The sequence below is a fragment of the Erwinia sp. GW821-FHT03D09 genome, from assembly GCF_059420805.1.
Genome location: NZ_JBWKUK010000002.1, coordinates 136,812 through 158,855, shown reverse-complemented (window position 1 = coordinate 158,855; position 22,044 = coordinate 136,812). Strand labels below are relative to the sequence as shown.

Below are 22,044 nucleotides of genomic sequence, written 5' to 3'. Positions count from 1 at the left end.
CCAGCACATTTTTTATTCTATTTTTATTATTTAGCAAACCATTTCATCAACATTTAATATCGAAATTACTTTTTTCAGAGAAAATATCTTTCTTGCTTAACCGATAATACTTATAATTCTTGGCGAGATTTAATAAAAATCACTGTAATTCACCGCGTATAAGAATATAAATTCTTTCATATTTTACTCTGCGCATAGCTATGCAGTTAATGAACAAAGGTCGGATGAAAAAAATACGACCCTAAATTTCCATTGGAAAACTCATAATTTCCAATACTTTTTTTATTAAATTACGCCACCAGAAAAATTCGATTGATTAACTTCGAATACTGGTTATTGATATAAAAAGTAGAGTGTCAGATGATGCAGATAATAAGTCATAAATTTTCAAGATCATTATGCCTTTTAGCGACTTCTTTAATTATGACAATTCCTGTGAGTATTGCTCAGGGTAGTCAGGTTAACATTAGTGTGAAAATAGTAAGACCACCTTGCCAAATTAATAATAACCAGGTCATGTATGTTAATTTCGGCACTAACGTGATAACAACAAAAATCGATGGTAGTTATAAAAGAACCCCAATTCAATACACCATAGATTGCAAATCTGCGACATCACCGAATTTGAAAATGACAATAAGAGGCAATGGTGCAGACTTTGACAAAAATGTACTGGAAACCGACAACAATAATTTAGGTGTTGCACTGTATAATGGCAATTCACAATTCATACTAAACAGCATGGTTAATTTCAACCTTGCAAACAGTTTAAAATTAGAAGCGGTGCTAGTTAAAAGAAAGGACAGTGTACTTAAAGGTGGGGATTTTAACGCATCAGCAACAATGGCTATTGAATACCAGTAGAAAACTGTCTTAAAATGGAGGTGATAATTATTATAAATAGTACGATATCATAGAGTTAAAATAATAACACAAACATTGAAAAGATCAAAATAAAGACTATTAATTTGTTCATGTAAAATTTTTCAACCTCCTCTTCCTGGTCCAGAGAAATCAATCTATATCTTAACAAACAGGCACATGGAAGAATTACAGGTATTAATAAAAACTTTATCATCAATGTATCGATTTAATCCCCGATAACAAACCTATCTTCTTATTTAAGGAAAATGTCATTATTCCTTCCTGCCAGACTAATGACATAGACCTCATATCCCTGATGTAGGGTACGAGTACCGCTTTCGGCCACTGAGAAACTAACATTATCGCTGCCCATACCATTCAGCAGCATAATCTGAAAACCGTTATTCGGTTTAACAGGTTGATTATTATAGAGCATGACGACATCATTTTCTGGATTTGATTTTTTAATAGCATCTCCGAAAGATGCACGATCAGCGACAAGATTAACCTTAATTTTCTTATTCAGTGTAGTATTACATTTGTACTGGAGCTGACGGTTATCTTAATCGCGTGATTATAGCACTATCCTGGATATTGACTGGGCTTTATGACGAAAGGGTCAACTGCCGTAGCACCTTCCTTATCAGAACTAAATGACGAAACACTCCGCGAGACAAACATGCTGTTCATTGGACCTGCCCAACACCCACCATTCGGCATTGCTGTTGGCGCGAAGGAACGACATATGCCGTTGAACAGGCCAGCATCAGATACGTAAATACCTTTATCGGGAGCCTGCGACAGACCATATTTACTATTCTGTTCATGATTACCATCGCGTGTTTATTGAATTTAAATTGAACGTTATTACGAAAAATTCGCAGGTATTAGCCACGCGAAACCTGATTAGTGATAACATTGCAGCACCCTGTGTCACATTTAAAAGTAACTTCCGGGCGGCCAGCATAGTCATTCAGGTAGGCAAATACCGGGGCCTGTCCATAATGGCTCATATTACCCGGCAACATTTCGCTGGCACCAGGAGCCAGCATAAATGGCGAAAACTCAGCGATATGTGGCCCCTTATGATGAGTCTGCGCGTCCACCAGTGTGATGTAATACGGGCTGGGATTAGTAACCTGCCAGCGATATCCCGCCTGTTTAAAATCAGCTGCGAGAGTCATGAATATCACCTGACACAAACCACAATTCTGGAATCACTGTCGAGGAACCTGTCCACCGCCGTTTCTACAGCATAAAATGCTGAAACCAGCATTTCGATCCCCTCATCCAGGGGTATCCTGCATCTGAGTTTTTACCAGTTAGTTGCAATTCTGTGAACCAATTCCCAACCCTGATGAAATAAAAGACGCTGCTTTCTTCATCAAGTGAAATTTTTTGTTCATCTGGTAGAATAGCGTTCATAAGAACATCAATTTAGAGATTAGCGAGCCGCTTAATGACCAACAATCCAACACAGCTTTCACTGCTACAGGACGATATCCGTCGCCGTTATGACACCTTAAGCAAACGCCTGAAGCAGGTGGCTCGCTATATTCTGGATAACAGTAACAGTATCGCCTTCGACACCGTGGCCTCCATTGCGCAGCAGGCGGATGTTCCACCTTCCACCTTAATTCGCTTCTCAAATGCTTTTGGCTTCAGCGGTTTCAACGAAATGAAGCAGGTGTTTCGTCAGCACCTGATGGAAGAAACGGTCAACTACACCGAACGTGCACGTCTGTTCCGCCAGACTGCGACAGATGAAACACCAACCGCACCAGAAAATCCGGCAGAGATCCTGAATGTGTTCACGATGGTGAACTCGCAGGCGCTGCAGCAACTGGCGATGCAGATTAATCCGGAGCAGCTGGAAAAAGCAGTCAAAATGCTCGATGAGGCCGATAACATCTATGTGATTGGTCTGCGCCGCTCATTCAGCGTTGCCTCCTATCTGACCTATGCCCTGCGCCACCTTGAGCGCCGCGCGTTTCTGATCGACGGTCTCGGCGGCATGTTTGCCGAACAGCTGAGCATGGTGAATCCAAAAGACGTGGTAATCGCCATCAGCTACTCACCTTACGCGCGTGAAGCGGTAGAGCTGGTTGAGCTGGGTGCCAAACGCGGTGCCCATCAGATCGCCATTACCGACAGCCAGGTTAGTCCGCTGGCCGCCTTTAGCGACGTCTGCTTCGTGGTGCGCGAGGCGCAGGTTGACGGATTCCGCTCGCAGGTTGCTTCACTGTGCCTGGCACAGACGCTGGCGGTTTCGCTGGCGCTGAACAACGCGAACTAAATGCATACCGGCACTGGCTTCCTGCCAGCGCCGGTTCCTGTCAAATTCGCTGATTCTTCCCGCGGGCAAGCAAACCAGCAGTTCAAGCCCCAGCAGCCCGGCCAGCAGCAGCAGCGGAGTGACACAGCTGCGGTAGCCATATCAGCAGTGCCAGCAGCGCCGGGATCGCCCACAACCCCAGGGATTGATAAGCAGCCATCTCATCTGCCCCCAGCAAAAGGAACCGTGGGAAAGCACCTCCGGCACCGATTACCGCACTGACACCCAGCATCAGTCGCCGCAGCTGCCCTGGCCGCACCATCGTCCCCCCGGCGAGGCGGCTATTGCCGTCAGATAATTCGTTCATTTCTCACTCCGAATTGGTGATTTCTACCCTCGCTCCGTTTGTGGCGCGATGTTAAAAGCAGGCCGTGAGCATCTGGCCGAGCGGGTTGTGGTACTGCGTCCAGCTGTCTTGAATACAGATTGCGGCGCTGACGCTGCTGGCGGAGATCCGCATGGGTCACGCCTGGGAATTACTGGAAAGCGGACTGCTCGTTTCCAGCGCTTTTATGGCCTAACGCCCACCTCGGTCAGCGGCAAACGCCAGCCATAAAAAAACGGGCAGCCCGTAGGTGGCCGCCCGTTTATTAGCTTGTTTTCAACATCAACCTTTTCCTTCGGGCTTCAGACTGTATGACTACAGCCGGAATCCCTCCGGGGTACATCACTACAACTAAACCAACTTACTTCTTGCGCGGATACTCATCGCTGTTCACCCAGGCGTGATCTTTCTCCCAGGTAAATTTCCATAAACGTACTGGCCCGGCCATTACGTTCAAATAGTAGTTGTCGTAACCGGCAATGGTCGCTACCGGATGGTAGCCACGCGGCACGGTAACAACGTCGCGGTTATACACCGCCATGCACTCATCCAGAGAGCGATCGTCGGTATAGACGCGCTGCAGGGCAAAGCCACGCTCCGGATCGAAACGGTGATAGTACGTCTCTTCCAGATAGGTTTCGTCTTCTGAATCTTCCTGGTCGTGCTTGTGGCTTGGGTAGGAGCTGGTATCACCTTCGTTGGTGTACACTTCCACCACCAGCAGGCTGTCGGCAGGCTTGTTGTCCGGCAGAATGTTATGCACCAGACGCTTGTTGTGGCCTTTACCGCGCTGCTCCACGCCGACATCTTCAGGCGCGATCAGACGTGCCGGCAGATTGCCCTGGCTCGGCGAATTACAGACCGCCAGCTCCAGATCGGACTCTGCCACCACTTCAATTTGTTCGTTGTGCGGCACGTAGACGGAATACGGCGGCGTGCGCTCAAACGGCGACATACGCTTACCGATATTCGGGAACTCGGCCTGACGGGTTTTCACCGAGGCCAGGCCCGCAACCAGCACCAGACACAGCTCTTTATCACCGCTTTCAAGCCGCAGGGTCTGCCCTTTCTTCAGCAGATACGCATCGAAGCCAACATAACGCCAGCCGGCACTTTCCGGGGTGACGTTCTGAATACGGCCCTGTGCATCGGGCTGTTTTGCTTTATTTAATAATGACATGCTGCTTTGTCCTTTGCCCGCGCCGCCGCAAACTGCCCGGCGGCGCGGATTGTTCGTGAAAAGGATTAGCCCAGCGTTGGCATGCTGAACTCAGACACGGTTTTCTGACCGCTCGGCCAGCGAACGGTGGCCGTCTTCATGCGGGTGTAGAAACGCACGCCGTCCGGACCGTGCACGTTCAGTGCACCAAAGACGGAACGCTTCCAGCCACCGAAGCTGTGGAATGCCATCGGTACCGGTACCGGTACGTTAACGCCAACCATGCCCGCCTGCACTTCACGCACGAAGTCACGGCCGGTGTGACCATTGCTGGTGAAGATGGCGCTGCCGTTACCGAACTCGTGGCTGTTAACCAGATCCAGCGCGGTTTTGTAGTCAGGGGCACGCACGATGCTCAGAACCGGTCCGAAGATCTCTTCACGCCAGATCACCATGTCGGTGGTGACGTTATCGAACAGGGTGCCGCCAACGTAGTAGCCGTCCGGGTTGCCTTCAACCTGAATACCACGACCGTCAACAACCAGTTTCGCACCTTCCGCTTCACCTTTGTCGATGTAGCCCAGGACTTTCTTCTGGTGCGCAGCAGAAACCACCGGCCCCATTTCGTTTTCGTCTTTGCCTTTGTGAATGCCAGGGCCAACGCGCAGGGCTTTCACCAGCGGAGTCAGTGCGGCAATCAGTTTGTCAGCAGTATCGTCGCCCACGGCAACCACGACTGGCAGCGCCATGCAGCGCTCGCCGGCAGAACCAAACGCGCCGCCCATGATGGCGTTCACGGTGGCATCCAGATCGGCATCCGGCATTACGATAGCGTGGTTTTTCGCCGCGCCGAACGCCTGCACGCGCTTACCGTGTGCGCTGGCGGTGGTGTAGATGTGTTCGGCAACGCCGGAAGAACCGACGAAGCTCACCGCCTGAACGCGCGGATCTTTATACAGCTGCTCGGCATTTTCGTTAGAGCTGTGGATCACGTTGAACACGCCATCCGGCAGGCCCGCTTCAGTCAGCAGTTCAGCCATACGGACAGAGGCTGACGGGTCCAGGGCCGGTGGCTTCAGAACGAAGGTGTTACCGCAGGCCAGCGCGATTGGGAACATCCACAGTGGCACCATCGCCGGGAAGTTGAACGGGGTGATACCCGCCACCACGCCCAGCGGCTGCATCAGCGAGTAGCTGTCAACGCCAGTACCGACGTCCGCTGAGTTCTCACCTTTGATCAGGTGTGGAATACCGCATGCGAATTCAACCACTTCCAGACCACGCGTCAGTTCGCCCAGCGCATCTGACCAGACTTTACCGTGCTCGCTCACGATCAGCTCGGCCAGTTCGTCACGATGCTGTTCCATCAGGGTTTTGAAGTTGAACAGGATACGGGCGCGGCGCAGTGGAGAAGTGCGTGACCAGCTATCGAAAGCGTTGTGGGCTACTTCAATGGCGTACGCCACTTCATCGCTGGTGCTCTGTGTCAGTTCACGGATGACTTTGCCGGTCGCCGGATCGTAAACCGGGATGGTTTCGCTGCTGGCGCTCAGGGAAGTTTTACCGCCAATAAAGTTTCCTACGATAGTCATGTTCTGGCCTCTTTGATGTGATAGTTCCCATGCAGGCAGTCTGAATCACAACGCTACCTGGCCGGGCAAAACTCTAATGCGTGGGATGACAGTATAATATTGGAATAAATTTTTCAAATATTTCACTTTAGAAAATTCAGTTTTAGCGGCATGGATCGCATTTTTCACGGTCAGGTTCTGCCGGATAAATGGTCCTGCCTGCCGACATACCTGAAAAGCCTCCAGAGTAGGCCCCATGCGGAACAGTGGTTTTACCACGTGACGATAACGGCCCCGCAATCCTTCGCTCTTTCACCTGAAATTTCCCTGTGTTTTTACTGGTTTGTTTTTATGCACGGTGAAATTTTGAGAGGCGGATCTAAAAATTTAAATTTCATTATTCACTAACTATGAAATAAATGTTTTCTTATGCGTACTTTTACTGCACCATGCGGATCGGGTAAGGCTGGCCCTGTGGTGGAGTTTTTTTTATTACCCTACTGAAACAGGAGCCATCACATGGCTATCGATCCAACCCGCATTTGCATTAACCGTAAAATTGCCCCTGCCCTGAGCATTGAAGCCTTTTTCCAGCTGGTACAAAAGCTGGGTCTGAACAAGGTTGAGCTGCGTAATGATATGAAGGGTGGCAGCGTGACTGACGATCTCAGCCACCAGCAGGTGAAAGACCTGGCGGAAAAATACGGTATGGAAATCGTTACGATTAACGCCGTCTACCCGTTTAATCAGATCAGTGACGATCTGCTGGCCCGCGCTGAAGGGCTGCTGAAGGATGCGCAGGGGATTGGAGCGAAAGCGCTGGTGATGTGCCCGCTGAACGACGGCACGCCGATTTCAGCCGAAGATACCGTTAACGCGCTGCGCACACTGGCACCGCTGTTTGACCGCTACGGTATTAAAGGTCTGGTTGAACCGCTGGGCTTCCCGGTCAGCTCGCTGCGCTCCGCAGGCCAGGCGCTGCAGCTAATCGACCAGGCCGACGTACCGTTTACGCTGGTGCTGGATACCTTCCACCACCACCTGTATGAAGGCGCAGAGCAGGACTTCGCCGCCGGTCTGGATGTCAATCGCATCGGACTGGTGCACCTGTCTGGCGTGGAAGACGATCGCGAAACCAGCAAGCTGACCGATGAAGAACGTATCATGCTGAGCGAAGGCGACCGTCTGAAGAGCGTGTCTCAGGTACAGCGCCTGGAGAAGCTGGGCTACAAAGGCATCTACGCCTTCGAGCCGTTTGCTTCCAGCATGGACAACTGGACCGCTGCGGACATCGAGCGCGAAATTCGCCAGAGCATCGCGCTGCTGCAGGGCTAAACATCCTGTGGCCGGATTTCACTTCTTATCTGTGTCACTTGGCGGCCTTCCAGGGCCGCATTTTTTTATGCGGTCGTCACCCGTTTTAACCGGAGCGTCGCCAGTATTGCCAGGCACACCAGCACGCTGCTGAGCAGATAAATCACCGGCACGCCGGCATAGCTCATAATCAATCCCGCCAGCGGGCCGGTTATCCCCAGCGCCAGATCCATAAAGGCGGTGTAGGTCGCCAGCGCGCTACCCTGATTCTGCGGCGGCACCACTTTCACCGCCACCACGCCAATCGCCGGGAACACCAGCGAGAATCCGGCACCGGTCAGCAGCGCACCCACCTTCGCCATCCACGGCTCCCACGAGCCCCACACCATCAGCAGCCCAAAGGCCTCAACCGCGAAACAGATCAGCGCCACGTTCAGTCCGCCGTGGCGGTTGATGGCATTGGGGAACAGCATGCGCGTACCGACAAACGCCACACTGAACAGCGTCAGGGCAAAAGCCGCGCCCTGCCAGCCTTTATCCTGATAGAACAGGGTAATAAAGGTGGCGATCACCCCAAAGCCGACCGATCCCATCGCCAGGATCAGGCCGTATCCCCAAATACGGCCCAATACCGCGCGGAACGGCAGCGGTTTTCCCTTGCTGGTTTTCACCGCAGGCCGGGGCAGCGCCAGTACGATAGCCACCAGCGCAATGGCAATCACAATCGCCGCCAGCAGCAGCAGGCCGCCCCACATGTAAATCGCCACGCCCAGCGGCGCACCAATCGCCATCGCCCCGTAGGTGAAAATCCCGTTCCACGAAATCACCCGGCCAATATGCAGCGATCCCACCACGCCAACGCCCCACAGCGTGGCCCCCGTCCCGGCAAAACTCTGCCCCATGCCCAGCACCACGCGGCCGAGGCATAACAGCAGCAAACTCACGAGGGGAATGGGGCTACTCAGTGCCGCCAGCGCGTAGCAGATACCGCAAATCAGCGCGCCGAACAGGCCAAAAATCACCACTTTCTTCGGTCCCCAGAGATCGGCAAAACGCCCGGCATGCGGGCGGCTGAGCAGCGTGGCGAAATATTGCAGGCTAATCACCAGACCGGCCCAGAAGGCGCTGTAGCCCATCACGTCATGAACGTATCCGGGCAGCACCGCCAGCGGCAGCCCAATGGTCAGATAGCTGGCAAAGTTGAAGATGACAACAGAGATAATGCGCAGATTTAGGCGCAGGCCGGATTGCGCGGCGTCGCCTGCTGACGGGTCTGACATGGAAATTACGGCTCGCAAAGCAAAAAAGTCGAGGCCTCACTATACCTGAACCGTTAGCGTCCTACGGATGTTTATTCGCCGCAGCGGGCGCGAATACCGCCATATTTTCATCACAAAGCCTCCCTATACTCCGCCCCACAGAGTCCCAAAGAGGATAACAATATGGTCTTTACTCCCCTGGACTTCCTTCAGATGAGCGCTCGCTACCGGCCCTGGCCAGCGGCTGGTCAGGCATGCTCGCGTAAAAACGGAGCATCGCTATGATCCGCTCACCCGTCGCCGTTACGCTGAAAGGCATTGGTTATGCTTTTGGCGAACACCGCGTACTTAATCACATCGATCTGGATATCGAACCCGGCTCTATCGTGGCTCTGCCTGGCCCTTCCGGCTGCGGCAAAAGCACCCTGCTGAAAATCCTTGCCGGGCTGCTGGAGCCGCAGCAGGGCACGCTGCAGTTTGGCGAACGTCTGATTGCCGATCGCGGTAAAAGCACGCCGCCGGAACAGCGTGATATCGGCATGGTTTTCCAGGATTACGCCCTGTGGCCGCATATGACGGTGGCACCGGCGGGAATGCAGACGGTATCGGTGTTTATCTGGCGGCAGTTCGAACAGGGTTCCGTCGGCCACGGAATGGCGATGGCGACCATTGCGATTACCACCGGGCTGACGCTGATGCTCAGCGCACTGGCGTTGATGCAGCGTGGGGGGTAGTGGCCTTCCTGCTTAACTATATTCCCAACATCGGCCCGGTGATTGCCGGTATCCCACCGGTATTGCAGGCGCTTCTACTGAACACACCGCTGGATACCGGGCTGGTGGCCGCGCTGTTTATCGCCATTCATATGCTGTGCGGCAATATGCTGGAGCCACGGCTGATGGGGCGGGGTCTGGGGCTGTCGAGCCTGGTGGTCTTTTTATCCCTGATTTTCTGGGGCTGGCTGCTCGGACCGGTGGGCATGCTGCTCTCCGTACCGCTGACCAGCGTCTGCAAGATTCTGATGGAAACCACTCCGGGCGGCAGCAAGCTGGCGATACTGTTGGGCAATGGCCGCCCGGCAAAATAATCAATCGACTATAAACAGCTGCGCACCGCTTTCCGTCCAGGAACGGTGCGCTTCCGCATTATCAGCAACCTGATAGCTCATCCCCGCGCGCAGGATAAACACCCGGCCATCGTCCAGCTCGGTGTGCAGCTCGCCGGACAAACACAGCAGAATATGTCCTTTACTGCACCAGTGATCGGCCAGATAGCCGGGGGTATAGTCCACCCGCCGCACGCGCACGTCGCCAAACTGCTGCGTACGCCACCATGCACGCAAACTGCGATCCCATCCCACCCAGCACCACCCAAACTGCTGCGTACGCCACCATGCACTGCCGGTTTCTCCGGGATGCTCCGTTGCATCGATCGTCGCCCAGTCCGTTGTGCCGAAAGGAATATCGCTTAATTTCATTACCAAATCCCACGTGGTTAAACATTGAAACTACCCGGTTTTCTCAATAATGCACACCGATTTCAGGTGAAAAAATCCGCTAGCGGTGTTTTCGGCGGTAAAGGTCGATTACAACAAAACTGCTCCGTCATCGGCCGCGTAACATACAACATAAGAAATCCGGGCATTGGCTAAGTGTTTAAGGCGAATATTTCTACTTAAATCAGCCGCTGCCACTGCACATCAACATAAAGTTGCTGCCATAATACTTACTTTCCTCATTCACCTTTTATGCTGCTGTTGTTTTACCGCCGCCAGACACCACGGGAGAACACTTTGCTCGCTACTGAAAAACCCAGGCACGACTACCGCTGGCTGATTGCCGCAGGGCTAATACCGATCCTGCTTTGTCTGATGTTTACGCTGCTGGAAGCGGGAAAAATGGTTAAACGACAGCTTGCCGTGACCAGCTCAATGCTGATATCCCAGGCGGAAAATATCAGCGACAGAGCGCGGGTGATGACCGCCTTTTTACAGTCATATAAAAATCATCGCTGCGCGGATATCAAAGACGAGCTGCAGGAGTATGGCTCGATGCATCCTTATTTTCGCTCAGTGGGCCTTGTTCAGGACGATAACATCATCTGCTCATCGAACTTTGGCGAACGCAAGGATTCAATAGAAGATATTATTCGCCGCCCGCTGCCTGCCGATCACAAAGGCCTGTGGAGCCTCTCCGTTTCCGGTACCAGCGGGGTCAATAATCGCCCTGCCGTGCTGTTTATGCATGAAGCCCGCGACGGTTTTGCCAGCTACGCCCTGGTGGACGGACAGTATTTCATTGATTTTATCTGGGCGGCAGAAATGCAGCATGATTACGATATTTCGATGAAATTTGGCGACGGATTTGCCATGTTTAGCGGCGTTCCTGCCACCCGCCAGCATGATAAAAAATGGGGTAATTACACGCTCAACACTCACTCTAAACGTTATGCGATCACGTTGAATGTCACCTCCTCCCGAAGCGAACTGTTTTATAACTGGCGCCAGGTACTGCTCAGCCTGATGCCGATGGCGCTAATCCTTTCCCTGCTGTTTATCGCGCTAACCAGCAACTGGCTGAAACGCAAAAGTTCGTTCCGCGATGAGATCCGCCGCGGCATCGCCCGCAACGAATTCTCCGTTCATTACCAGCCGATTTTTAACCTGCAAACGCAGAAATTTAGCGGGGCTGAGGCGCTGATGCGCTGGCAGCGCCCTGACGGCCACTGGGTACGGCCGGATGTCTTTATTTCCGCCGCTGAATCTGAAGGGATGATTGTGCCGCTGACCCGCCATCTGTTACAGATGGTGATCCGCGACACCGCCGGATGGCAGCTGGACCCGGGCTTCCATATCAGCGTGAACCTGGCGGCGGATCATCTACAGCATGATGACTTCATGTCAGATATTCGCGCCTTTGCCGCCGGGATGGATCATCTCAAGCTGACGATCACCCTCGAACTGACGGAACGCAGCCTGATCGGTGAAGATCGTATGGTTTCCCAGAGGCTTGCCGATCTGCGCCGCGAAGGGATCAACATTGCCATTGATGATTTTGGTACCGGGCACTGCGCGCTCTCTTATCTGCAAACTTTCCCGCTGGATTATCTGAAAATCGATCGGGGCTTTGTTAACACCATTGAATCCGTTGACGGTGAAACCCCGGTGCTGGATGCGATTATTTCCCTGGCCGATAAGCTGGCGTTAAAGGTCGTCGCGGAAGGGGTGGAAAACGAAATGCAGCTGCGCTATCTGCAAAACCACGGCGTATCGTTTATCCAGGGCTACTACTTCGCCCGCCCTATGGAAAGCGCGGTGCTGTCCGAGTGGTTGCAAAAGCGCAACAATCCAGAGCCGGACGAAATCCCCGCCGGTTAGGCCGGCGTTTTGGCATATTCACCAGGTCGGGTGCCGATGCAGGCGCTCGATCGACCACAATTTTACTCCTCTTCTGTACTTCCTCCTGCTATCAGTTTCTGAATTTTTTATCCGAAAAAATGCGACATCGCGCAGAGGTTCTATAATAAACGGCGGTGAAGTGCGTGATTGGGCCGTGTGAGTGCGCCATTGAAGCCCGCCGCCGACGCATTTTGCCGCTGGATTTTCCCTCATTACCAGTCCACCAGATCGCTTATTTTAGCTGGAATGTAGGAATTTTGGGATTAAAAACAGAAAATTACAGAGTGTTTTATATGATTTCACGTAGGAAGCGTGTCAAACCAATTGGTTTAAAAGACGTCACTATCATCGATGATAGTAGATTACGCAAAGCAATTACCGCGGCCTCACTGGGCAACGCCATGGAATGGTTCGATTTCGGCGTTTATGGCTTCGTTGCCTATGCTCTTGGCCAGGTATTTTTCCCCGGTGCCGATCCCGGCGTGCAGATGATCGCCGCGCTGGCGACTTTCTCGGTACCGTTCCTCATTCGCCCGCTAGGCGGATTGTTCTTTGGTGCACTGGGCGATAAATACGGTCGCCAGAAAATTCTCTCCATCACCATTATCATCATGTCGGTCAGTACCTTCTGTATTGGCCTGATCCCTTCCCATGCCTCTATCGGCATCTGGGCACCGATTTTGCTGCTGCTGTGTAAAATGGCACAGGGCTTCTCGGTGGGTGGTGAGTATACCGGCGCATCAATCTTTGTTGCCGAATACTCCCCGGACCGCAAACGCGGCTTTATGGGCAGCTGGCTGGACTTCGGCTCTATCGCCGGGTTCGTGCTGGGTGCAGGCCTGGTGGTGCTGATTTCAACCGTAGTCGGTGAGGAGAAATTCCTTGACTGGGGCTGGCGTATCCCGTTCTACGTGGCGCTGCCATTAGGGGTTATCGGTCTGTATCTGCGCCACGCGCTGGAAGAAACCCCGGCGTTCCAGCAGCACGTTGATAAGCTTGAGCAGGGCGACCGTGAAGGCCTGGCCGATGGTCCGAAAATCTCCTTTAAAGAGATTGCCACCAAACACTGGCGCAGCCTGTTGTCCTGCGTCGGGCTGGTGATTGCCACTAACGTCACCTATTATATGCTGCTGACCTATATGCCGAGCTACCTGTCGCATAATCTGCACTACTCGGAAGATCATGGGGTGATGATTATTATCGCCATTATGCTGGGTATGCTGTTTGTGCAGCCGGTGATGGGGCTGATGAGTGATAAGTTTGGCCGTCGCCCGTTTGTGATTATCGGCAGTATTGCCCTGCTGGTGCTGGCGGTTCCCTGCTTTATGCTGATTAACAGCGGCGTGATGGGGCTGATTTTTGCCGGCCTGCTGCTGCTGGCGGTGATCCTCAACAGCTTTACCGGCGTGATGGCGTCCACCCTGCCGGCAATGTTCCCGACCCACATCCGCTACAGTGCCTTAGCCAGCGCCTTTAATATTTCGGTGCTGATCGCTGGCCTGACGCCAACGCTAGCCGCCTGGCTGGTCGAGGCAACCAGTAATCTGTATATGCCGGCTTACTATCTGATGGTGGTCGCGGTGGTCGGCCTGGTGACCGGCCTGACGATGAAGGAGACGGCAAATATGCCGCTGCGCGGTGCGACCCCTGCAGCGTCGGATATTACCGAGGCTAAGGAGATTCTGCAGGAACATCACGACAATATTGAGCAGAAGATCGAAGACATCAACGAACAGATTGCCGAACTGGAAGCGAAGCGTACACACTTGATTAATCAGCATCCGCGGATTAACGAGTAATCATTGAGGGCCGGGCATACCGGCCCTTTTGATATGTACCGATAACAGCCACTCAGCATATTGTTGCCAGGCTTTAGTATTCCCAACTCGCTAAGTTTTCTACTATGGCCCAGACCGCAATTCATGCGGGCCAGACAGTGTGAGATCGCGCTTTTGCCCATTTTCCCCGCAGTCAGTTGTTCAGATAAACCTTACGTGCGGCGCAGACACTATTTGACTCACTAAACGGCTACACTTGTCCTTCGACCGAAAACTGAATCTGAGGTATTAACATGAAAATCAAAAGCTATGCGGCACTGGCTGCAGGACAGGCTCTGGAACTGTAATGAGTACGAAGCCGGTGCACTGGGCGCAGAGGAAGTGGAAGTTGAGGTGGAATACTGCGGCGTCTGCCACTCTGACCTGTCGATGATCGGCAACGAGTGGGGCATCTCGCAGTTCCCGACTATCGCCGGGCATGAAGTGATCGGCCGTGTGGCGGCCCTTGGCGAAGCGGCACAAACCAAAGGCCTGAAAATCGGCCAGCGCGTGGGTATTGGCTGGTCGGCCAAAAGCTGCCAGCACTGCGATGCCTGTATTAACGGTGAGCAGGTCAACTGCCAGCAGGGCAGCACGCCAACCATTCTGAACCACGGCGGCTTTGCCGAGAAGCTGCGTGCCGACTGGCAGTGGGTGATCCCACTGCCGGAGAGCCTGGATGCGCCAGCGCCGGTCCGCTGCTGTGCGGCAGCATCACGGTCTTTAAGCCGCTGCTGATGAGCAACATCACCGCCACCAGCCGGGTCGGGGTGATCGGCATCGGCGGCTATCAGGAAAACGATAGCTGGCTGGACCGCTACCACAACCGTAAGCGCTTCCTGAGCACCATCGTGGATGCCGATCTGACTGATTCCACCACCCTCTCACTCGGCTGGGACTTCCAGCAGACTGAAACCCGCGACCCTGGCTGGGGCGGCCTGCCGACCTGGTACAGCAACGGCGAACGCACCCATTACGACCGCAGCTTCAACGCCGCGCCGGACTGGTCCTACACCGACAAACAGAGCAACAAAGTCTACGCTAACCTGACGCAGAGGTTTGATAACGGCTGGCAGGCGCAGGTTAACGGCAGCCATAGCAAAATCACGTTCGACAGCAAGCTGATGTACCCGTACGGTTACCCGGATCAACAAACCGGTCAGGGTGCCTACCTCTTCAGCGGCTGGAACAAAGGCACGCGTAAAGTTGACTCGGTTGATGTTTACGCCAACGGACCATTTGAACTGCTGGGCCGCAGCCACGAGCTGATGCTCGGCGGCAGCTACAGCCGCCAGAAGAACGACTTCATGAATACGTTCTTTGACGGCATGACCTACGACGGCGACTACAATAACTGGGACGGCAACACGCCACAGGGTGACTGGAACGACTGGACGGTGGAAGATGACGACACCATTCGCCAGAAATCTGCCTACACCGCCGCACGCTTCTCGCTGGCCGATCCGCTGTCGCTGCTGGTTGGCGCGCGCTATACCCAGTGGAGCGCACGTGGGACCTCCGGCGATAAAGACAGCAAAAAAATCGCCCCTTATGCCGGTCTGACTTATGACATTAACGACACGTATTCGGCCTACGCCAGCTACACCACCATCTTCCAGCCGCAAAGCTCGCGCGACGCCAGCGCCAGCTACCTCGATCCGGTTACCGGTAAGAGCTATGAGGCCGGTCTGAAGGGGGACTGGGCAAACAGCCGCCTGACTGCCACTTTGTCCGTGTTCCGCCCGAACAGAATAACCTCGGCGTGAACACCTACGTCGTTTACGGTGCGCCACGCAACTTATCCGTATCGGCTAACTACAGCTTCTGATGCGGTAAAACTCTGCCTTTTGATGCCAGTCCGCTTTGGCGGCTGGCATTTCTCATTCCGACAAGCAAAAAAACGATCCGCGTTATTGGTTTCCCGATACACTGCATTATGGACCGGATAAACATTGCTTATTCATGCACTATAATTCACCCGATCACAGCCATCTGAAATTGCGCTCAACGCGCTTTATCCGCCGCATGTTTGCCATGCGTCAGCTGGGTACATTTCTCTGTTTTAACCCGATTATCTCGGTGTTGCTGGAACTACAAAAGGGCAACGCCTTTTACGTTCTGCTGTTTATCAACACCTTTGTCTGGCCCTGGGTGGCCTACCACGTGGCGATGTCCTCCGCCGATCCGACCGCCAGCGAGCGGCGTAATCTGACCATCGATGCGGCCCTTGGCGGCTTCTGGGTGGCGATGATGGGTATCAGCCCAATGCCGTCGCTGATCATCATGGCCGTGTTGGCTTCGGATCGTTACGCCGTTGGCGGCTGGCTACAGCTACAATCGGCGATGCGGGCATTTTTACTGATCTTTATCCCGATGTGGATGCTGAACGGCATGCCGTGGCAGACCAGTTTTAGTACCCGTACAGTCTGGTTAACGCTGCCGCTGGCCGCTGGCTATATGTTCGTGCTTAGCGCTGTTTCATATAAATTAACCCTGACGCTGCGGCGTAAAAATCGCGAACTTGAACACATCTCGCTGATGGACCTCAGCCTGGGCATCCCCAACCGCCGCCTGTTCGATCGCCGGCTGGAAAGTGAATATTTACGCGCCCGGCGCGGTGAATGCCGTGCCTGGCTGCTGCTGCTTGATGTTGATAATTTCAAAACCGTGAACGACACCTTTGGTCATGAGGCGGGGGATTTCCTGCTGGCGGAAATTTCCGCCCTGCTGCGCAATGAAGCTGGCGAACGGGATATTCCGGCGCGCTTCGGCGGCGATGAGCTGGGGGTTATCGTCCACGATGCAGACGAAGCGGGCGTTCTGCTTCTTGCCGAAACCCTGCAGCAGAAAATTACCCGGCTGCGGCTACCGGTCTCGGCGGATTTCCACTGCTCGATCAGTATCGGCATTGCCGCCGCCAGCGAGGCGGAAAGCCTGCAGCAGTGGTTAAGCCGTGCCGACCTGGCTCTGTACAACGTTAAGCGGGCGGGCAAAAACGGCGTTCAGCTGTGGCGGCCCTGGCAGGAGAACCCGACGACATAAAAAAGGTCCGGTCCCCCCTTACAGAAGCTGGACCCGATATCCTTACGGATAAAAACGTCATGGGATTTTTGCGCCGCTCAGAAATCATCCCTCTTCCCTGAGCCATAATTTTTTGTACTTTATCGGCGTATGCCGACTATCTGTTTAAAAACCCGATGGAAGTTGGTCACGTTTTCAAAGCCCACCTGCGTGGCAATCTGCGCGAGACTGTCATCCGAACTGAGCAACAGCGACCGCGCTTCGCCGATGCGGCGCCGAAGCAGCCTGCTACCCGACCTCCGCAATAATAGCGGCTGCCAGCCCGCGCACCGCCTGCACTATCGCCTCCTCGGTGAATCCCCCCAGACCGAGGATCAGCCCGGGGCGGCAGCGGGTATCAGCATACATATGCGATATGGCCCGCACCGAAACGCCCGACGCCAGCGCCCGCCTGACTACCTGACGATCGTCCAGATCCCGCCGCAGCCACAGCAGCAGGTGCATTCCCTGATCGCCGGGCTGCACCGACGCCAGATCCGCCGGAATGAATCGCGCGATCGCTGCGATCAGCACGCTACGCTTCTCAGCATACACGCTGCGGATGCGCCGAATGTGCCGATCCAGATACCCCTCCCGCATAAAGTGGGCCAGCACATACTGGTCAGCGTTAGGAGGATGGCGATCCATCAGCATTCGGGCGCCGCGCCAGGCATCCACCATGCCTTCCGGCACAACGGCATAGCCCAGGCGCAGCGAGGGAAACAGGATTTTGCTAAAGGTGCCGAGATAAATAACCTGCTCCGGTGCCAGCCCCTGTAGGGCTGGAAAAGGATGGCCGCCGTAGCGCAGCTCGCTATCGTAATCATCCTCGACGATCCAGGCCCGGTGCTCTTTCGCCCAGTTAATCAGCATACTGCGGCGGGCCATGGACAGCGGCATACCCAGCGGATACTGGTGCGAGGGTGTCACAAATACCACCCGGGCTTCCGTACAGCGTGCAATCCCTTCCGCGACATCCAGCCCGGCATCATCGACCGGGACTCTGACCATCTGCTGCTGCCGATCATGGCACTCAAAAATAGAGGTAATGCCGGGATAAGCCGGGTCCTCAACCCAGGCTTTATCCTCCTCCTCCAGCAGGACCTGTGCCGCCAGATACAACCCCTGCTGAGTGCCGGAGGTGATAATGATCTGTTCGGCATTACAGCGTACCGAACGGGATTTTCTGACGTATTCGGCGATAGCCTTACGCAGTTCAGGTGCGCCAGCCGGCTCACCGTAGCCGGAAGGTGCCCCGGGTCCGCGAGCCCGTATGCGATTGCCAATTCGCCGCCAGATATCGTCAGGCAGCGTCTCACCGGCAGGAACCGACACCGCAAACGGCACGGCTGGCATCGGTGAGATTTGCCCGGCAGCACGCGCGAAGCGCTGCGCTCTGACAGAAAGCGGAGGAAGTGCCGAATCCCGCAGCCGATCGGTCGGCGATTTATCCGGCAGGGTAAGATCGCTCGCTACCCGGGTGCCAGCCCCGCGCTCTGCCTGAAAAAATCCCTCAGCAATCAGCTGCTCATACGCCAGGGTCACCGTACCCCGGGATAGCCCCAGTGCAGCGGCCAGTACGCGCGTGGAAGGCAGACGATCGCCCGCCTTCAGTTCTCCTCGCTGAATCGCCCTCTTCAAAGCCCGCACCAGCTGCTGGCTGAGCTGCCCCGACTGGCGATCTAACGCGCCGATGGAGGGAATTTCCACTACTGCTACGGTTCTGGACATGATTGTGGCCTGGTGATTTTGCGTGATACTGGCCCTTAATTGCAGGCCACTATTGGCGTAATTTAGCACGACCTTCTGCGGCAGGTCAGTATCCCGCCACGCCCGTCCTCTTTCATGTTTACCAGGAGTGAACAATGTACCCTTCTTCTTTTTTCAGCGAAAAACGTCCTGAGGTTCTCCATAGTCTGATCGCGGAGTATCCGCTGGGGATGCTGGTCAGCGGACAGCAACAGCTTGAAGTACTGCATATCCCTTTTGAGTTTCAGCCGCACGAGGGCGATATGGGCAGCCTGTATGCCCATATCGCCCGCACCAATCCGCTGTGGCAAAGGCTGGCAGCGGATAGCGACGTGCTGGTGGTGTTTCGCGGCGCGGAGGCCTATATCTCCCCCAACTGGTACCCCTCAAAGCAGGAAACGCACCGTGAAGTACCCACCTGGAACTATCAGGCGGTGCACGTCCGTGGCCGCATCTCATTCCGTGACGATGCGGATTTTTTACGCCAGATGATTGGCAGCATGACCCGGAAACAGGAGTCGGCGATGCCGCAGCCGTGGCAGCTTTCCGACGCGCCGGAAAACTTCCTCAGCGCCATGCTGAAAGCGGTCGTAGGAATTGAGATCCACATCAGCGAAATTGACGGACTGATGAAACTGGGGCAGAACAAGAAAGCCGCTGACCGGGAAGGTGCCGTAACGGCACTCTACGATCGCGGTCAGCAGGAGATTGCCAGTGCAATGCGGGCGGCAGGCAGGGAAAAACGCTAAACCGGCCCGCTGCGGGTCAATGCGGAGCGGCGGAGCAGAGCTACTCTGTCGGCGTCAGCAGCGCGAGCGCGATAAAGGCTTCAATATCTTCCGTCGCCTGCTGGCGTGCGCTGGCGGAAGGTTCGACGATCAGCAGGTCGCTGTAGCCGTTGATCATCGCGCCCAGCTGGCGGGCTGTACGGAGCGGATCGGCGCTGCTGAATATGCCCTCCGCAATACCGGCGTTAATAATGCCGTCCAGCAGCAGCTGCCATTTATCCACCATCTGCCGGGCCAGCGCCGCCCAGGTTTCGTTGTGAATGGCCAGCTGCCACAGTGAACCGTAAAGCTGCCAGACCGCGTCCTGCACATCGGGCAGATAGGTTTGCATCAGCATTCGCAGCTGTTCCCTGGCGGGCTGGCCAACGATCCTTGTTTTCAGATTATCCAAATCGGCCTGCAAAAAAACGGTCAACGCTTCCAGGCACAGCGCCTGCCAGTCACGAAAATAGTGATAAATATGGCTGCGGGAGAGGCCAAGATGCTCTGTCAGCTCGCGCGTGGTCACTTTTTCCACGCCTTTCTCAATAAACAATTCAATCGCGCCGCTCAGGATTCTGGCTCGTAGTTCTTCCGCAGTTTCTTTCATCTGTTATTCCGTGTGACCTTTGTATTTACTTAACACAGTGAACCGGCCGCAGTACCCGCCGCAGAACCAGCAGAGTCAGCACCAGCAGCGCAGCAGCGCAGCCCAACACGGCAAGGAAGGCGCGATCGAAAGCACCGTAGGCCAGGCCCGTCAGCTGGGCTGCACGCTCCGCCCCCATTCCGGCGGCAATGCGTAACGCTTCGTCAATGCTATCATAAGCCGCCTCCCCGCTGACCAGCCCTTCCGGCAGAACCAGCCCGTAGCTGTAAACCGCAGTCATCATTCCGCCCAGCAGCGTCACGCCCAGCACGCCACCCAGTTCCCAGGAAACATCTTCAATCGCCGCCACCATCCCGGCTTTTTCTTCCGGGGTGTTGAGCATGATGGAGGTAGATGCAGCGGTAAACATCGCACCCAGGCCGCATCCGGTTACAAACAGGGCCAGCATCTGCCAGATCGGCGCGCTGTTAAATAACCCCAGCAGGCAGACGATCCCCAGCGCGCTGAGCGTAAAGCTGAACATAATCACCGCCCGCTCGCCGTAGCGTGGCAGCAGTACGCCCGCCAGCGGAGCCGCCAGCACCGACGCCACGGGCAGCGGCAGCAGCATCAATGCGGACATCAGCGGTGACAATCCCAGCACCAGCTGCAGGCGCTGGGTCAGCACCAGTTCAACACCAGTCAGCGCAATCCCGGAAACGATAGCAATCATCACCCCGCCGGAAAAGCCGCCGTTACGAAACAGCGAAAAATCGATCATCGGCTGCGCAGCACGCTGCTGACGACGAACGAACAGCGTCAGGAACAGTGCGCCGACGGCGGCAGAGGCCACAACAGAGAACAGCGACGCATTGATATTACTCAGCTCTTTCAGGGCAAATACCGCGCCGACCAGGCCCAGCATAATTTGCAGTGAGCCAATAAGATCGACAGGCCGCTGGCGGTTGCCGCCGCTGTGTGGAATTAGCCAACAGGCGAAAGGCAGCACCACCATCACCACCGGCACGTTGATCAAAAAGACCGATCCCCACCAGAAGTACTCCAGCAGCAGCCCGCCCAGAACCGGTCCCAGCGCCGCCGCACCGGACGCCACCGCGGCCCAGATGCCGATGGCCAACGCCCGTTCGCGTTCATCGACAAATACATGGCGCACAATCGCCAGCGTGGCGGGCATCATCATCGCCGCGCCCACGGCCAGGAACACGCGGGAGGCAATCAGCAGCCCGGCGGTCGGTGAAAACGCCGCACACCAGGAGGCAAGGGCAAACAGCGGCAGGCCGGTGATAAACAGCCGTTTATGGCCCAGCCGGTCGCTAAGCATACCCGCCCCCGGCAGCAGCCCGGCCACCACCAGCGGATAGGCGTTGATAATCCATAGTTTTTCCGCTGCCGTGCCGTTCAGCTCCTGCATGATGCGCGGCAGCGCGGTGTACAGCACCGTCATATCAATGACGATCAAAAATAGCGTACTGGTGACGATCGCCAGCACCAGCCAGCGGTTATTAACGTGCATTGGAAACCCTCTCTGAGCAGCGTTGGTCGTCAGTCCTCACGCTGCATTGCAATTTTGAGCGGTTGCTCAAGAGCGGAAAATTACTTGAGCAACCGCTCAAAAGCAAGTGAAGTTTTTAGGGCGGCGAACGATCGTCCGGCTATTCCGGCAGCAAAACGGGGCTATGGCTAAAGCGTTTTCACAGGATCTGACGATGGAATCGAAAAAGTGAAGGCGGGAAAATGGCGTAGCCGGTAGCCGGTAGCCGGTAGCCGGTAGCCGGTAGCCGGTAGCCGGTAGCCGGTAGCCGGTAGCCGGTAGCCGG

The 22,044-nt window shown here is 54.8% G+C and carries 18 protein-coding genes and 3 pseudogenes; 11 read left to right on the top strand and 10 right to left on the bottom strand.

What is annotated here, in order from left to right:
• The first annotated feature begins 360 nt into the window (after positions 1-360).
• Complete coding sequence (locus tag AC07U6_RS02455) at positions 361-864, top strand: fimbrial protein (RefSeq protein ID WP_494761227.1); 504 nt, start codon at positions 361-363, stop codon at positions 862-864.
• 887 nt (positions 865-1,751) lie between these two features.
• Here the strand turns inward: AC07U6_RS02455 and AC07U6_RS02450 are convergent.
• Positions 1,752-2,048 carry a fimbrial biogenesis chaperone gene (locus AC07U6_RS02450; protein WP_494761226.1) on the bottom strand — a complete coding sequence of 99 codons (297 nt, stop codon included), beginning with the start codon at positions 2,046-2,048 and terminating at the stop codon, positions 1,752-1,754.
• Positions 2,049-2,323: 275 nt separating this feature from the next.
• Here AC07U6_RS02450 and AC07U6_RS02445 point away from each other — a divergent pair, with 275 nt between their 5' ends.
• Entirely contained in the window at positions 2,324-3,160 is an 837-nt protein-coding gene (locus AC07U6_RS02445) for a MurR/RpiR family transcriptional regulator (protein ID WP_105594105.1), read from the top strand.
• Positions 3,161-3,242: 82 nt separating this feature from the next.
• Here the strand turns inward: AC07U6_RS02445 and AC07U6_RS02440 are convergent, their stop codons facing one another.
• The 3 genes from AC07U6_RS02440 to AC07U6_RS02430 form a co-directional block, all read right to left on the bottom strand.
• Positions 3,243-3,506, bottom strand: a complete 264-nt coding sequence (locus AC07U6_RS02440; protein WP_494761225.1) for a hypothetical protein — start codon at positions 3,504-3,506, stop codon at positions 3,243-3,245.
• Between the two features lie 379 nt (positions 3,507-3,885).
• Positions 3,886-4,704 (bottom strand): 5-deoxy-glucuronate isomerase, encoded by an 819-nt coding sequence (gene iolB / locus AC07U6_RS02435; protein ID WP_494761224.1) that lies wholly within the window; start codon positions 4,702-4,704, stop codon positions 3,886-3,888.
• A 65-nt stretch (positions 4,705-4,769) separates the two neighbouring features.
• Positions 4,770-6,275 (bottom strand): CoA-acylating methylmalonate-semialdehyde dehydrogenase, encoded by a 1,506-nt coding sequence (locus tag AC07U6_RS02430; RefSeq protein WP_494761223.1) that lies wholly within the window; start codon positions 6,273-6,275, stop codon positions 4,770-4,772.
• A gap of 498 nt (positions 6,276-6,773) precedes the next feature.
• On the opposite strand from AC07U6_RS02430, the gene AC07U6_RS02425 reads away from it, so the two are divergent.
• Complete coding sequence (locus tag AC07U6_RS02425) at positions 6,774-7,589, top strand: TIM barrel protein (RefSeq protein ID WP_494761222.1); 816 nt, start codon at positions 6,774-6,776, stop codon at positions 7,587-7,589.
• A gap of 65 nt (positions 7,590-7,654) precedes the next feature.
• Here the strand turns inward: AC07U6_RS02425 and AC07U6_RS02420 are convergent, their stop codons facing one another.
• On the bottom strand, positions 7,655-8,848 hold the full coding sequence (locus AC07U6_RS02420; protein WP_494761221.1) for an MFS transporter: 1,194 nt from the start codon (positions 8,846-8,848) through the stop codon (positions 7,655-7,657).
• A 260-nt stretch (positions 8,849-9,108) separates the two neighbouring features.
• Between AC07U6_RS02420 and AC07U6_RS02415 the strand changes: the two are divergent.
• Positions 9,109-9,411 (top strand): annotated as a pseudogene (locus AC07U6_RS02415) (ATP-binding cassette domain-containing protein); the annotation flags it as partial.
• Between the two features lie 140 nt (positions 9,412-9,551).
• Positions 9,552-9,914: pseudogene (locus AC07U6_RS02410) on the top strand (AI-2E family transporter); the annotation flags it as partial.
• On the opposite strand, the gene AC07U6_RS02405 reads toward AC07U6_RS02410, so the two are convergent.
• Positions 9,915-10,304: a DHCW motif cupin fold protein gene (locus tag AC07U6_RS02405; protein WP_494761220.1), complete on the bottom strand. Its 390-nt coding sequence runs from the start codon at positions 10,302-10,304 to the stop codon at positions 9,915-9,917.
• 315 nt (positions 10,305-10,619) lie between these two features.
• Between AC07U6_RS02405 and AC07U6_RS02400 the strand changes: the two genes are divergently transcribed.
• From AC07U6_RS02400 to AC07U6_RS02380, 5 genes and pseudogenes are all read left to right on the top strand, one after another.
• Positions 10,620-12,203 (top strand): EAL domain-containing protein, encoded by a 1,584-nt coding sequence (locus AC07U6_RS02400; RefSeq protein WP_494761219.1) that lies wholly within the window; start codon positions 10,620-10,622, stop codon positions 12,201-12,203.
• Between the two features lie 314 nt (positions 12,204-12,517).
• Positions 12,518-14,023: a glycine betaine/L-proline transporter ProP gene (gene proP, locus AC07U6_RS02395; protein ID WP_494761218.1), complete on the top strand. Its 1,506-nt coding sequence runs from the start codon at positions 12,518-12,520 to the stop codon at positions 14,021-14,023.
• Between the two features lie 272 nt (positions 14,024-14,295).
• Positions 14,296-14,829: pseudogene (locus tag AC07U6_RS02390) on the top strand (alcohol dehydrogenase catalytic domain-containing protein); the annotation flags it as partial.
• Entirely contained in the window at positions 14,812-15,807 is a 996-nt protein-coding gene (locus AC07U6_RS02385; RefSeq protein ID WP_494764412.1) for a TonB-dependent receptor domain-containing protein, read from the top strand. The pseudogene AC07U6_RS02390 and the gene AC07U6_RS02385, both read left to right, overlap by 18 nt.
• A 196-nt stretch (positions 15,808-16,003) precedes the next feature.
• Positions 16,004-17,083 (top strand): sensor domain-containing diguanylate cyclase, encoded by a 1,080-nt coding sequence (locus tag AC07U6_RS02380; protein WP_494761217.1) that lies wholly within the window; start codon positions 16,004-16,006, stop codon positions 17,081-17,083.
• A 119-nt stretch (positions 17,084-17,202) separates the two neighbouring features.
• On the opposite strand, the gene AC07U6_RS02375 is transcribed toward AC07U6_RS02380, so the two are convergent.
• Both AC07U6_RS02375 and pdxR read right to left on the bottom strand, forming a co-directional pair.
• Positions 17,203-17,367 carry a helix-turn-helix domain-containing protein gene (locus AC07U6_RS02375; protein WP_494761216.1) on the bottom strand — a complete coding sequence of 55 codons (165 nt, stop codon included), beginning with the start codon at positions 17,365-17,367 and terminating at the stop codon, positions 17,203-17,205.
• A complete protein-coding gene (gene pdxR / locus AC07U6_RS02370) occupies positions 17,351-18,832 on the bottom strand; it encodes a MocR-like pyridoxine biosynthesis transcription factor PdxR (RefSeq protein ID WP_494761215.1) in 1,482 nt (493 codons plus the stop codon). Before pdxR ends, AC07U6_RS02375 begins: the two co-directional genes overlap by 17 nt.
• A gap of 134 nt (positions 18,833-18,966) precedes the next feature.
• Here pdxR and AC07U6_RS02365 point away from each other — a divergent pair, with 134 nt between their 5' ends.
• Positions 18,967-19,599 (top strand): FMN-binding negative transcriptional regulator, encoded by a 633-nt coding sequence (locus AC07U6_RS02365; protein ID WP_494761214.1) that lies wholly within the window; start codon positions 18,967-18,969, stop codon positions 19,597-19,599.
• Between the two features lie 40 nt (positions 19,600-19,639).
• Here AC07U6_RS02365 and AC07U6_RS02360 read toward each other — a convergent pair whose 3' ends face one another.
• Both AC07U6_RS02360 and AC07U6_RS02355 read right to left on the bottom strand, forming a co-directional pair.
• Positions 19,640-20,227: a TetR/AcrR family transcriptional regulator gene (locus tag AC07U6_RS02360; RefSeq protein WP_494761213.1), complete on the bottom strand. Its 588-nt coding sequence runs from the start codon at positions 20,225-20,227 to the stop codon at positions 19,640-19,642.
• Between the two features lie 25 nt (positions 20,228-20,252).
• The gene (locus AC07U6_RS02355) at positions 20,253-21,740 is read right to left on the bottom strand and encodes an MFS transporter (RefSeq protein ID WP_494761212.1); all 1,488 of its coding nucleotides are present in this window, start codon (positions 21,738-21,740) and stop codon (positions 20,253-20,255) included.
• Positions 21,741-22,044: the final 304 nt, after the last annotated feature.